A 14137-nucleotide genomic window follows, 5' to 3' on the forward strand; every position below is an offset into this window, starting at 1 on the left:
CAAATACAATAGGAACGTTATTAATACAAAGATAATAACTTCTATATCGCTTTATTATTAACCATCCTTATAAACTTCCTAGTAACATTCGTGTCTAAAAAGTGTTATAATATTCTTACTATTTATGCAAAGGAGTTACTAATGAGAAATTTATTAGATACGTCTACTAAAAGACGTTTAGAGATTATTGAGCAATTAAACTTAAACTCTAAATGGATCAGTTCGAATGACTTAGCAAAAAAAAATAATGCCTCATTACGAACTATTAATAGTGATATACAGTACTTAAAAGAAAATGCTGAAGACTTCTTTACGATAGAAACGTCGAAAAAAAATGGAGTCCGTCTTAAGGCACGTCCTAATAGTGATATTTCACTTATTTATAATCGTGTTATTAAAAGCAGTGATGCCTTTAATCTATTAGAAAAAATATTTTTCAATCCTAATGTTTTAATTGAAAATTGGGATGAAGAAATGTTTATTAGTGAATCTTCTTTATACCGTACGGCTGGACAACTTTCAAATTCTTTAAAGAGTTTCGATATCACACTTCAAAAACGTCCTTGCCACTTGACTAATCACAACGAAGAAAACGTTCGATCATTTTATACTAATTATTTTTCTGAAGTTTATGGCATTCATAACTGGCCTTTTTCACTAGATAGACGACTTATTGTTCGTTTGGCAGAAGAATTCTATACTATTTTTGAGCATGCCTCTGATGAATTTCTAATCATTCAATTGACTTATCTCTTAGCTGTTAGTTTAGAACGCTATAAGCAAGGTTTTTTAATTGAATTATCCGATAACCAAAAAATTTCCCGTAGTCGTTATCAAAAATACATCAATAATTCTGCTAATTTATCGGATACTCTTAATGAAATGGGGATTGAGATCACTGATGACTTAGTCAATGACTTAGTGAACTCTGTATACTTTTTAAAAGCGACATGGGTTACTAAAATAGATGAAAATCGTTTAAAAAAACAATTTGATGAGCTGTTAAATAAAATTCAATATGATTTAGGTATCCAACTTGACGAGCAAAGTAGAGCTGATATCCATACTATTTTATTACTTATCCAATACAAGCATACGTTCTTCCCTTATACCGATTATATTCTATACGATCGTTATGAATTTAATAGTAATGCTATTAAAATCAATTATCCCGCTTACAATACAACCGTTACACACCATTTAAAAGAACTCGAAAAAGTCACTGGATTCCCTTGGCATAGCAAGTTTAATAACAAGGTTCTTTACTGGATGATGGTAAAATGGAATAAACTTCCTACTTTGCTTGAAAATAAGAAAAAAAGAGTCAATATTATGATTTTTAGCGACTTAGGATTGCAACATGCCGAATTATTAACAGATATGATTGAAAAGAACTTTAATAGTAAGGTGAATTTAACAATTTATAGAGGATCAACAATCTTCCTTGAAGAAGTCGATCCTGATGAAATGAATCAATATGATTTTCATATCACAACTTTTTATCATGAATTGTTTCCTCCACATAAGACAATTGTTGTTGAAGCAATTCCTTCGGACCAAGATTGGGGTAAGATTAGAAATGCTATCCACTCAATCTATCGGTTTGACCCACAGACTTATAATCTTTAACTCTTAGCCAAAAGGAGGTGCTTCATGAGTGAGACTATTATGGACTTTATAAATATATTTTCTATCAACATCGCCATTATTATCAGCTCCATTCTTACCTACTACTTTATAACATTAAATATTGCAACAAAACATGTAGATTCTAGCCTCTCACTCACTAGTTTTGATCCAGGTGATACTTTCTCTCCTGCAAAAAAAGTACTGGGTGGGATTATTTTAGGGATAATTACGTTTATTTTATTTTATAATAGAATTCCTGTGATCGGCGCCTCGTTTGGTATTGATATGAGTTATGCATTGATCTATTTAGTCATTATCTACGGCACAACCTCTCAAGGTATTATCGCCACGATAGTTTTAGAAATCCTAAAAGCTATCTATCGCTTGGCTATCGATCAAAATCTGTCACCCATGGCTTGGCTAAATGGATTACTCTTTATTTGCATCATCGTTGCATTTTCTTATTATTTGAAATGTAAAAAATACACTATGATGAAAACCCACTTAATTTTTGTAGCTGGCTTTCTTTTATTAAGATTGACACTTTTTTCTTTTTATTTAAATAGTTTTTTTAACCCTAAAAAACTTGTAGAATTTGCTTTTCATTTGATTATTTATACTGTGGTATTTTTAATTACAACCTTTATTATTAATATCGCAATCTCTTTATCACAATCTGTTAAGGTGTATCAAACTGCCGCTATTACAGATGAACTTACAAGTGTATACAACCGCAGTGCTTTCAACTTCTTTATAGATTATCTTTCAGATTTAACGGAAAAGGACACTGCTACGGACTTTTCACTATCCTTGATTGATGTTGACAAATTCAAAGAAATAAATGATACCTATGGACATCCCGTCGGTGATCAAATACTCAAGTTTATTAGCCATGAAATGCAGACACTCTCTCTTCCAGGGCAGCATTATATATGCCGTATTGGAGGAGATGAATTTGCCATTATTCATTATCAAACCATCGAAAAAGCGGAAAAATTTTATGAAGAATTATTCAAACGTCTCGAAAAAAATCCCTATATGGTGAAAGACAAGCCTATTAATTTTTCAGTTTCTATTGGACTGACACACTTTGATAACCAACGTATTAATTCAAAAGAATTAATTGAAATTTCTGATAGAGCATTATACAAAGCTAAAAAGAAACAAGGGAATAGCCTTATTATTTCTGATTCTATATAAAAAACCTTAAGATATCCTTGTATCTTAAGGTTTTTTTTGCAAATTTACTTACGTTCTTGTGTATATTTATAGGCAGTTCCTAATGAAATATCACACTCTTCAGCAATTTGTCTCAATGTATATTTATTGTTGTTATAAAGCGATTGAATTTTTTCAATTGTTTCTGGTGAAATACGTGGACGACCACCAATACGTCCATTTTTACGTGCCACTTCTAAACCGCGAGATGTTCTTTCGCGAATAATTTCTTTCTCCATTTTAGCCATTTTTTCAATCATAGCTGTATACGTTACGTCATCAAGATGTGCTAACTCTTCAGGTTTTTTCAAGTTAATAAGTTGAACACCTTTTTCATTTAACTCTGCAATGAAATCTGACAATTGAATAATTGATTTTCCTAAACACAACATTTCAAATACAATTAATTTGTCCCCAGCTTGCATCTCTTCTAATGCATTTTCTAACTCAACATGTGGGTGGCTTGTTTCGCTATATGTATCTGTTTCCAATACAATACGGTCACAGCTATATTTTCCTAGTGCTTCTAATTGTGATGATAAATATTCTTTATCTTTCGTTGTGTACGCATATCCAATAATACTCATTTAAATCCGCTCCTTATTAAAATTCTATCGTTTATTTTTAGTAGTTTGTAATTTATTTATCTGACAAGTATTAGTATAAGTAACGTCGTGTTTATTTACTACTCCGTACTTTGCGTATGCTTATGCAATTAATGAGAATAAACACGAAAGAACTAATATAAACCTTGCCATAACAGTATTCTACGTATTATTTTCTCTTTTTGCGTATATATACGCAAAATACGATACGTGCATTTTGTGAACAACTTTTGAACAAATCAAGCGTATCTATAGACTGAACTTCTATTAATTTGTTAAACTATTAAAGTAACTATAATGAATGTGAGGTATTTAAATGAAAAATCTACTCGTAATTAAAGCACATCCTTTCACCGGTGAGCAATCTACTTCTATGAAAGTCTTAGAAAAATTTATCGATGTTTATCAAGCTGAAAATGCTGATACAGCGACTGTTCAAGTTCTAGATCTTTACTCAGAAGATATTCCTGAAATTGATCATTTACTATTAAGTGCTATGACTGATTTAAAAACAGGTGTTAATTTTTCAGACCTAACAGCTGAACAACAAGCTAAAATGAACAGATTCAATGAATTAACTGACCAATTTTTAGCTGCCGATCAAATCGTCATTGCTAATGCTCTTTGGAATTTAAATATTCCTACTCGCCTAAAAGCATGGGTTGATACTATTAACGTTGCTAACAAAACATTCAAATATACAGCAACAGGTCCCGTTCCCTTAACAGAAGGAAAAAAAGTCTTACATATCCAGTCTAATGGTGGCATGTATGATGGAAAAGACTTTGCTTCAATGTATCTTAAAGGAATCATGAATTTTGTTGGAGTCACTGATTATCATCAATTATTCATCGAAGCGATTGATCACCACCCAGAACAACGTGATGAAATCCTTGGAAAAGCATTTGACTCAGCAACTGCTATAGCTAAAGAATTTTAAAGAAAAAGCCTAACGTTAAACGTTAGGCTTTTCTTCTGTTTCTAATTCAATTTCCACTTCTTCATCTTCATACAATTTCGAAACAGTTCTATACCACTCATATAAGTGCGTTACAAGCACTTTCAAGGCCGCATATCCTGGAATACCTATAATTACCCCAACAACCCCAAAAAGCTTACCAGCGGTTAATAACACAAAGATAATAGTAACAGGGTGTATTTTCAACTGACTTCCTAAAACAATTGGCGACACAAATCGTCCCTCTATAACTTGTTCTAAACCGAATACAATTAAAACCTTAATTAACATAGCAGGTCCACTTACAAGAGCGAGTAATAGCGCTGGAATCATCGCAATAGCGGAACCAATATATGGAATTAAATTTAAAAATCCTGCAAAAATACCTAAGGTCACACTGTAGTCTAACCCAATAATACTAAAGCCGATTATAAACATGACCGCAACTGCAAAAGCAACGGTTAATTGGCCCCTAATATATTGTGAAACTTGTTTGTTAATATCAACTAAAACTTTTTTTGTTGGCTTTCTCGCTTTAGTTGGTAGTAACTTAACAAAGGAATCACCTAAACCTTTCCCATCCTTAAGCAGATAAAATAAAATAAAAGGTGTTGTTACAACTGCTACAACTACATTAGCAACTGTTCCGATAAAACTACCTAATCCAGATACTGTATTTTTAGAAACACCTTTAACAATTGAACCTACACTTTCAAATATATTATCTGCAATTTGTTCCAGTTGTTCAGCATATTGACTAAAAATCGGTTGACTTATAAATTCATTTGTTTTAGTCTCTATAACTTTCCAATAGTTCGGCCAATTATTTGCAAAACTCATTGTTTGTTGTTGTATTTTAGGGATAAGAATAACAATCCCCCATGTAATTAATGCGATAATCCCTATAAAAATAAGTGTAATACTCATCACCCGAGATAATCCTCGTTTTTCTAAAGCGTTGACCAATGGATTCAAGAAATAATAAAGTAAACCACCAAACAAAATCGGTAGTCCAACTATACTAAGGAATTCCCAAACTGGAGAAAACACATAGGACACCTTTGAAAAAACTAAAATATTTAATAACACTAACAATATAACTAGTAACGCTGTTACCGCTTGATTATTTAAAAACCACTTCCAAAACCAAGATAACTTACTCTTATCATCATGCTTCTCTTCCATCATAGCACCTCCTATTTACAGTATGTTACAGTAGATCCTATTTTTAAATCTGGTACGATATTAGATGCCAAATATATAGCACTTGCAACCTCATGTTCTTGTTGATTTTCACCAAAAAACATCGTAATATGACCAAATTCTTTGAGTTGTTGAGTAGCTAAAGAACCTACTTTAACAATTTTATAATTAACATCATCTATTAAAACGGTATCTCCCTTTTCTATTACATAATTACCATCTTCTAAGATTATTTCTTGTATAATAGAAACATTTTTTAATTCTGGTGTTGCTGTTTTTCCGAAGAAAATAAGTAGAGGCTCTTCTTGTGATATTGCTCCTTTACCGATCTCTAATACTTCTGTTTTAATCATTTAAATCCCTCAATTCATAGAATTTTTTCTATCTTTATTGTATCACAATTTATAAAATACGTTAGTAATCTATCTATTCTTAAGTTATTCTTTTATTTTATAAAAACACTTACATTAATTAAACGTGCTTTGGCTTAAATAAAAAAAAATATGCTATACTAATTACTATAATAATTAAAGGACGTGACATAATGAAAGAAACAATCTTTTTAGGAACTTATACACGACGTGAAAGTAAAGGCATTTATACTATTGAATTAGATACGGCTACGAAACAATTAACTAATCTAAACACAGCTATTTCCGAAAACGGACCTACCTACCTAGGACTAACTGCTGATGGTTACCTTTTAACAGTTTCAGCAAAAGAGGGCCAAGGTGGATTAGTGAGTTATAAATTACTAGAAGATGGCACCTACGAAGAAATTAATCGCGTGACATCAGAAGGAGCTTCACCATGTTACGTCGGAATTGATAACGCACGCCGTCTTGCTTTTGGAGCAAACTATCATAAAGGTGAATTAACAAGTTATCATTTTGATACTGACGGTGTCTTAACACTAGTTGATACGATTCAACATATTGGAAATGGACCTCATGAGAATCAAGATAAAGCACATGCCCACTACTCAGACCTTACACCAGATAATCGTCTAGTTGCCTGTGATTTAGGTACAGATGGTGTCTATACTTACGATATTTCAGCTGAAGGAAAATTGACTGAAGTCGCTTGCTACAAAGCACAACCTGGTACTGGACCACGCCATATTACTTTCCATCCTAATAAAAAAATAGCTTACCTTTTCGGAGAACTAGCAAATACTGTTACCACTCTTGCTTATGACGAAGTAAACGGAAGTTTTGAAACACTTCAAACTCTTTCAACGCTACCTGATACATTTACTGAATTTAGTGGGGGTGCTGCAATTCGTGTCAGTAGTGATGGGAAATTTCTTTATGTTTCAAATCGTGGTCATAATTCTATCGCTATCTTTAAAGTCCTAGATGATATGACACTTGACTGCGTTGAAATTATCCCTTCTGAAGGTGACTTCCCCCGTGATTTTACTTTAAACAAAACAGAAGATTTCTTGATTGTTGCACACCAAAACACAGATAATTTAACTCTATTTGAGCGTAATAAAGAAACCGGTCGTTTAACTCTTCTTCAAAAAGATGTTTACGCGCCAGAATGTGTGTGTACTTATCTCGTTAAATAAAAAAACAGCCTAACGGCTGTTTTTTTATTTAATGAAGGATATGCCCCTCTTTAAGATTGTTATTTAATTTTTTAAAGAACGCTTGAACTGGTGGGAAGAAAATAACACCAAATACAAAGAATGCAACACCAAATCCGATTAGGATTGTTAGTGCTTTTGATGCATTTGGCCAATAAATACCACCAACTGGTTCTCTTAATAGATTAACCGCATGGGTAAATGGTAATAGCGGATTAATAAATTGGAAAAATTTTCCAGACATTTCTATCGGATAGTTCCCACCACCACCAGAAATAGAAAGAACGAGTATGATAACTGCTCCGCCTTTTCCTAGGTTACCAAATAGTGCAACAAGTACATACACCATTATCATAAAGACGAACCCTACTAACAATGCGAATAAAATACTAAACCCTGGGCTTACCGCATATGTCCCTAACAAGTATAGATTACCTAGCGCAACAATTAATGATTGGAAGAATCCAACAGTTAAAAATGTCATCATACGTGCTAAAAACTGCTCACGACGGCTGAATTTTTTCTTGTCTTCATCAGATAAATGGAATTCTGTAGTCGCAATACTAGAAAACAATACTGCCCCTACCCATAAACAAAGCGCTGTATAGAAAGGTGCACTGGCTGAACCATTATTTGGAACTGGATAGACATCATGTTGATCAATCAAAACAGGATTTGCTAAGAAATCACTCTCTTTAGCAGCATCTGCTTTCAGTAGTTTCATTACCTCAGTGATATCAACATCTTTACGACCTGTTCTAATAACTTCAGCCGCTTTATGAATCCCCTTTTTAACGTTTGGCCAATCTTTTTCAATCATATCTTGAGCCATATTTAGAGCTGATTCAACTTGTGGCATTTTTTCATTTGCCAATCCAAGTTTTTCAACTAAATCATCTTCTACTTTTGGTAAATCATTTTGAATAAAGTTAGAAGCTAAGTTCATTTTATCTTCAACCACTGGCAAATCTTCTTGATAAACTTCAACAGCTTTATTGATTCCATCAATAATCAGATCCATATTACCATTTAACATTTCATTAGCTGAATGTAATTCTTGCTTCATAGCAGGTAATTCATTTTGATACTTTTCAAGTAACTCGACTGCTCCTGAAATTGTATCTGTTGTACTAGATAACAGTTTTGATACACCACCAATAACATCTTTATCAATGACTTCTCCTGTGACTGTTTTACCATCTTGAATCACTTTAATAACTTTTGTGATTGCCTCTGAAATTTCAGCCCCAATATTTCGAGATAAGAAAGTTGAAATCCCTTGGCTAATTTCTCCTAGTACACCTTGAACAGCTGACAATCTTTTTTGTAAACCATCACCTGTAATTGTTCCATCACGAACACCTTTTTCTAAAGCCTCAACTGTTCCCCCAGCACTAATTAATTTTTCACCTAGTTCTTGTAGTTTAGCGATACGGCCATCAAATTGATTAGTATGTAACAAATCTTCTTGTAATACTTTTAAAATATTTGCTACATGCTCTAAAATACCAACTTGAGTTTTTAACGTATCTGTAGAATTTTTTAATGCATCAGCAATTTGATCTTTATTCGTTTCATCAATCTTCACATGCTCTAAAGCTGTTAAACCTGTTCTAGCAGTCTCTACTGTCACTTGAACTAAATTTAAGCTTTGAACAACTGTATTTGAAATATTCTCAAAATCTTGAGGCCATTTTTCACTATTATTACTTAAACTTGTTAATAGTGCATTCGAACTATTTGCTAAATCTGATACTTCAGGTAAAATACTCTGAACTTGTTGAATCACAGCCATTCCTTCTTTGGCACTTGCAATTCCTTTAGTCATCGTTTCTTCTACTTTACCGAAATCATTATCAATTTCATTTAATTGACGCCCCGCATTTTGAATTTCAGGAATTTTTGATTGTACTTCAAGAATTACTTTCCCATTTTCTTTAATCGTTGGCATCATTTTATTAACTTCAATTATTTTATCACCTAATTTATTAATGTCAGGCATATAATCGGTCATTTCATTTGCTTTTGCTAACTTATCTTTTAATTCTGGCATTTTTTTATTTAAATCGATAACTTCTTGTGTGTATTCATCGATTTTATCCATATTATCATCAAATTCTAAAATCTTATTACTAATTTTATCGATAGCTAAGAAATTACTATCTAAGTTAAAACCAACTTCATTCAATCCTTTGACTAGACCCTCACTTACTGTTCCAATAAATTGTGTTGTGATTTGGTCTTGTATCCCGCTTGCCCCTTTATCTGCAATTTTAGGCGCAATAGCATTAATTTTTTGGTTCACTGAATAAACAATTTTAGGTTTCTTCATTTCACCACTTACAAAACTCACAAGATTTTCAGAAAAATTCTCCGGAAGATAAACTCCACCGTAAAACTTCCCACTTTTAACACCTTTGTCTAATTCTTTTTTAGAATCAACAAATCGCCAGCCAACCTTATCATTGTCTTTAAGACCATCAATAATTTTATCACCAATATTTATTTCTTTACCCATTACTTCTGCAGTTTTATCATCAGAATAAACAGCAATCGAAATATCTTTAGTATTTGAATAGGGGTCCCAAAGTGCTGCAATATTAAACCAGGCGTACAACGACGGAATGACCATTAATGCCATAATTAACATAAAGGTCAATTTATTTTTATATATTCGTTTCCAATCGAGTGCATATAACTTAAATACATTTCCAAATCTTTTTTTCATCGTCAGACCTCATCCTTTATCTATATCGTGTTCCAATTTTTCGTTGGTATATTGTCTTCTTTTTCAAAGACTTTTTCCAAAACTTCTTGAATTGATATTTGTTTCAACTTATCTTCCCAAGCTCGATCAGCTTCACTAAAATATGCCGATATTATATTATCTCCATTTTGTGCATATTCGTCAAATCCGGAGAACGCACGTTGCAAGATACCAACATCTGGAAAACTCTCAAAAGGTCCTTCTATGGCTTCAACAATCTCTAATAATGAAATATCTTTCGTTTCTTTCTCAAGAAAAAAACCACCATTATTGCCTGATACACCTGCTATTATTTTTGAAACAACTAATTTACGTAATAATTTTTTTACATAAGACTGTGACACAGATAATTTTGTATAAATAGTCTCTGATGAGACAGGTACTTCTTTTTTTTGAATGGCTAAAATTGCTAAGATAGCAAGTGCTTGTTCTGTTGCATTTGTTAACTTCATTTTATACCTCACCTTTCAGTACTTAATTAATCCATTATAGACTCTATTTGTCCCTAACGATAAAAACTATTATAGACTTTAATTATCTCTTATGCAAGATATTTCCTTTAAAAAAAACAAAAAAAGCACTAATCTCAACGATTAGTGCCTTAACTTAAAATTTAAATTAAGCTTTACCTTTTGAACCGAACCATTCAATACGTTGTTTAACTAATTCAACAACTGCTTCAGTACCTGGAGCTAATAATTTACGAGGGTCAAAACCTTTTCCTTCAAGATCTTTTCCTTCTTCGATGTATTTACGAGTTGCTGCTGCAAATACTTCTTGACACTCAGTGTTAACGTTGATTTTTGAAACACCTAATGAGATAGCTTTTTGTACTTGCTCAACTGGGATTCCTGATCCACCGTGTAATACTAATGGTTTACCATCAGTAACTGCTGCGATTTCAGCTAATGTTTCAAAGCTTAATCCAGTCCAGTTTTCTGGGTATGAACCGTGGATGTTACCGATACCTGCTGCTAAGAAGTCGATACCTGTATCTGACATTGCTTTACATTCAGCTGGATCAGCTAATTCGCCAGAACCGATGATTCCGTCTTCTTCTCCGCCAATGCTTCCTACTTCACACTCAACTGAAACGCCTTTAGCGTGAGCTTTAGCAACTACGTCTTTAGCTTCTTCAATATTTTTTTCGAATGGGTGATGAGAACCATCATACATTACTGAAGTGTAACCAATTTCGATACATTTTAATGCATCTTCATATTCACCGTGATCTAAGTGTAATGCAACTGGTACAGTGATATTCATTGATTCGATTAAGTCTTCAACCATATGTACGCACATTTGGTATCCACCCATATATTTTGCAGCTCCCATTGATGTTTGGATCATAACTGGAGCATTTGATTCTTGAGCGCCTTTAAGAATAGCTTTTGTCCATTCTAAGTTGTTTGTGTTGAAAGCTCCTACTGCGTATTTACCTTCACGTGCTTTTGTTAACATTTCTGCTGCTGATACTAATGCCATTGATAATTCCTCCTATTTTGGAACACATTTTTTGTTAAGTCATACTTAACTGACGCTTTTATTTTATCAGAAATAAGAGTACATTTCTACCTATATTCAGAAAATTATCTGTTATTTTGAAAAACTTTTCACATTAACCTCTGTTAACCAACAGATATAAATAAAAATACAACTTCTTTCCTACTTAGAATCTAGAAAAGAAGTTGCACTCTATTTAAATGATGATAAATTAGTTAAGCTTGGTTCCAGTTCTTTTCTTTCAATTCTACTCACTATCGAAACAATCATTTCATTTAACGGTGTTTCAATTCCTAATTTTTTACCAAAATGAACCACTAAGCCATTGATTTCATTAATCTCTGTTTTTCGACCTTTTTCAATATCTTGTAACATACTCGCTTTTAATAATTTATGTGGACCCCAGAATGCTTGATAACTAGGAGCTTTCTCCACTCTTTCTTCTTCTGTTTCAAAATATAAGTAAGGTTTTAAATCAACACCATCAACTTCAAATGAGGTTACACCCCATTTTGTTCCTACATCAATCGTTTCTTTCATAACATAGTGAGCTAATTTTTCTAATTTTTCATCTGATAATATTTCTCCAAACGTACAGCCAAAGCATGCTGATAGACCACTGAATACTGCATTACTTAATAGTTTAGCCCAACGTGTTCCACCCAAATTACCTGCAATATGTGCCGGACACATACATTCTAAAACCTCTTTGACTTGCTCTACTTGCTCTGTTACCTTGCCGTCTAAACGGCCCACATCAAATGCTAATTTTTCTGGGTCAGAAGTTAATTCGGATACACCTGGACCTTGCCATGTTGCTCCCCAACTTACAGTAGCGCCAATGACTCTACCCTCTCCAAAAACATCAATAAGACTAGGTTCAGGAAATCCATTCTGCAAGGTTGCTATAATTGTTTTATCATGAATGTGATTTCTTAAAGATTCAAATGCCGAAGCGTTATAAGTTTGCTTCACTAATAAGATAACAAGGTCATACATCCCTTCCATCTCTTCAGGTGTTATGGCTTTTACTGGTACTGTTTTTTCAATAGTTCCCACAATTCTTGCGCCACTATCATTTAGTGCTTTTACATGTTCCTTATTAACATCAATTAACTCAATCTCTTTCTTTTCTGAAATAAAGGCGCCTAAAATTGTACCTAAAGAACCTGCACCCATCAAAGCTAATCTCATTTTAATAGTCCCCTTTCATCTTTTAATCACAGGCGTCAATAATTTTTCCCTGCACGATGTCTCGGTGTTCTGCTAATTCTACTAAATCCATACCATATTCTATTTTAACTTGCTCAATTAATTTTTCTTGTAACTCTTCAGTTAATTCTACTTGACTAATATCTTTAAACCCTTGATTTAAAGCTGGTCCTAAATGTTTCAGAAAGCCTTCAAAGCCTTGAGGACCTCCACCCAAATGGAAAGATAAAAATGGTCCACCAGATGCCCAACGAATCCCTAATGACTTTTCAATAATAGTATCTAACTCTTTCACATCAACAACATCATCTCTTACTAAAGCTATACACTCTTGGAAAATAGCAGTTTGTAATCTATTCGCTACAAAGCCTGGTATTTCTTTCTTAATAACAACAGGACTTTTTCCTAATTGCTCATAAAAAGCAAGTGTTTGATCAATCACAAGTTGACTCGTTTGGGCACTTGGTGATACTTCAACTAAAGGAATCATATGAGGTGGATTAAAAGGGTGACCTATAATAAGGCGTTCCGGATGACTCATATCTGCATTCATCTGTCCCGCAGGTATGCCTGAAGAAGACGAAGCGATTATTAAACTATTGGTTCCATATTTTTCAATTGTGGCATATAAGTCTTTCTTAAATGCTAAATTTTCCGGACCATTTTCTTGAATAAACTCAACATGAGCTGCCATATCTTCAACTGATTTTTCAATAACCAATTGATCTGAGACTTTTGAAAAAGAAACACCTAAAGATTTAAGCATCTGACTAATACTTTGCTTAGTTCCTTCTTCGTGGTCTTCTCGGATATCATAGACATGCACTTCTACCCCCTTAGCAAGCATTAAAGCACTCCATGATAAGCCAATTACACCTAATCCAATTACACCAACTTTATTTATTGTCATTTTTATACCCACCTTCATTTCCAATTTTTTCTATTTATCTTGTTCTAAGAGTGATGTTACAAATGCTTTATGATGCGTTCTTCTTGCTTCTCTAAATTTTCTTCTTTCCTCATATCCATCATGTACAAGTCGCTCTTCTGAATTAGTAGGCTCAAATTTTTCTAACGGTTCAGGATTATCATCAACGATTACAAAGGTACTAAATGCCGTAGCAGCTAGATAAGTCTTCCCTGTAGCCAGTGATTCTCCTGTTATTTTACAAAAGACTTCCAAAGACCTCTTGCCACTTCCTGAAACAAATGCTTCTAGTGTTACACTATGATTTGCGTTTATTGGGTGTAAAAAATCTACAGAGTCCGTTGATGCTGTCACACAAAGGCGACGAGCGTAACGAACAGCTGCAATGGCAGAACTATCATCAATATAATTCATTAATTTTCCACCAAATAATGTATTATGAGCATTAGTATCTGCTGGGAGGACCAATCGTGTTTGAATAACTTTCATTTGCTCCATATCAACTTGCTCCTATCTATATAGT

At 33.3% G+C, this 14137-nt stretch carries 13 protein-coding genes; 4 read left to right on the forward strand and 9 right to left on the reverse strand.

Features of this window, described 5'->3' with window-relative positions; genetic code table 11:
- Window positions 1–141 precede the first annotated feature (141 nt).
- Complete coding sequence (locus CBF31_RS04220) at window positions 142–1629, forward strand: AcpB/EbpR/MafR family transcriptional regulator (protein WP_126831115.1); 1488 nt, start codon at window positions 142–144, stop codon at window positions 1627–1629.
- A gap of 24 nt (window positions 1630–1653) precedes the next feature.
- Window positions 1654–2829 (forward strand): GGDEF domain-containing protein, encoded by a 1176-nt coding sequence (locus tag CBF31_RS04225; protein WP_126831116.1) that lies wholly within the window; start codon window positions 1654–1656, stop codon window positions 2827–2829.
- A 44-nt stretch (window positions 2830–2873) separates the two neighbouring features.
- Here the strand turns inward: CBF31_RS04225 and CBF31_RS04230 are convergent, their stop codons facing one another.
- Window positions 2874–3434: a recombinase family protein gene (locus CBF31_RS04230; protein WP_126831117.1), complete on the reverse strand. Its 561-nt coding sequence runs from the start codon at window positions 3432–3434 to the stop codon at window positions 2874–2876.
- A gap of 334 nt (window positions 3435–3768) precedes the next feature.
- Between CBF31_RS04230 and CBF31_RS04235 the strand changes: the two genes are divergently transcribed.
- The gene (locus CBF31_RS04235) at window positions 3769–4392 is read left to right on the forward strand and encodes an FMN-dependent NADH-azoreductase (RefSeq protein WP_126831118.1); all 624 of its coding nucleotides are present in this window, start codon (window positions 3769–3771) and stop codon (window positions 4390–4392) included.
- Window positions 4393–4407: 15 nt separating this feature from the next.
- Here CBF31_RS04235 and CBF31_RS04240 read toward each other — a convergent pair whose 3' ends face one another.
- On the reverse strand, window positions 4408–5595 hold the full coding sequence (locus CBF31_RS04240) for an AI-2E family transporter (RefSeq protein WP_126831119.1): 1188 nt from the start codon (window positions 5593–5595) through the stop codon (window positions 4408–4410).
- Between the two features lie 11 nt (window positions 5596–5606).
- A complete protein-coding gene (locus CBF31_RS04245) occupies window positions 5607–5966 on the reverse strand; it encodes a PTS glucitol/sorbitol transporter subunit IIA (protein ID WP_126831120.1) in 360 nt (119 codons plus the stop codon).
- Between the two features lie 191 nt (window positions 5967–6157).
- On the opposite strand from CBF31_RS04245, the gene CBF31_RS04250 reads away from it, so the two are divergent.
- On the forward strand, window positions 6158–7186 hold the full coding sequence (locus tag CBF31_RS04250; RefSeq protein ID WP_126831121.1) for a lactonase family protein: 1029 nt from the start codon (window positions 6158–6160) through the stop codon (window positions 7184–7186).
- 28 nt (window positions 7187–7214) lie between these two features.
- Here the strand turns inward: CBF31_RS04250 and CBF31_RS04255 are convergent, their stop codons facing one another.
- The 6 genes from CBF31_RS04255 to CBF31_RS04280 form a co-directional block, all read right to left on the reverse strand.
- Window positions 7215–9932, reverse strand: a complete 2718-nt coding sequence (locus tag CBF31_RS04255) for a YhgE/Pip domain-containing protein (RefSeq protein ID WP_126831122.1) — start codon at window positions 9930–9932, stop codon at window positions 7215–7217.
- Window positions 9933–9952: 20 nt separating this feature from the next.
- The gene (locus CBF31_RS04260; RefSeq protein ID WP_126831123.1) at window positions 9953–10423 is read right to left on the reverse strand and encodes an RrF2 family transcriptional regulator; all 471 of its coding nucleotides are present in this window, start codon (window positions 10421–10423) and stop codon (window positions 9953–9955) included.
- Window positions 10424–10589: 166 nt separating this feature from the next.
- Window positions 10590–11456 (reverse strand): class II fructose-bisphosphate aldolase, encoded by an 867-nt coding sequence (locus tag CBF31_RS04265; RefSeq protein ID WP_126831124.1) that lies wholly within the window; start codon window positions 11454–11456, stop codon window positions 10590–10592.
- 210 nt (window positions 11457–11666) lie between these two features.
- Window positions 11667–12668, reverse strand: a complete 1002-nt coding sequence (locus CBF31_RS04270) for a ketopantoate reductase family protein (protein ID WP_126831125.1) — start codon at window positions 12666–12668, stop codon at window positions 11667–11669.
- A gap of 22 nt (window positions 12669–12690) precedes the next feature.
- Window positions 12691–13596, reverse strand: a complete 906-nt coding sequence (locus tag CBF31_RS04275) for a 3-hydroxyacyl-CoA dehydrogenase NAD-binding domain-containing protein (RefSeq protein ID WP_170167870.1) — start codon at window positions 13594–13596, stop codon at window positions 12691–12693.
- Between the two features lie 30 nt (window positions 13597–13626).
- Window positions 13627–14112, reverse strand: a complete 486-nt coding sequence (locus CBF31_RS04280) for an acyl-CoA thioesterase (RefSeq protein WP_126831127.1) — start codon at window positions 14110–14112, stop codon at window positions 13627–13629.
- Between the last annotated feature and the right edge of the window lie 25 nt (window positions 14113–14137).

It is taken from the genome of Vagococcus fessus (assembly GCF_003987565.1).
In the GTDB taxonomy this organism is placed as follows: Bacteria; Bacillota; Bacilli; order Lactobacillales; family Vagococcaceae; genus Vagococcus_D; species Vagococcus_D fessus.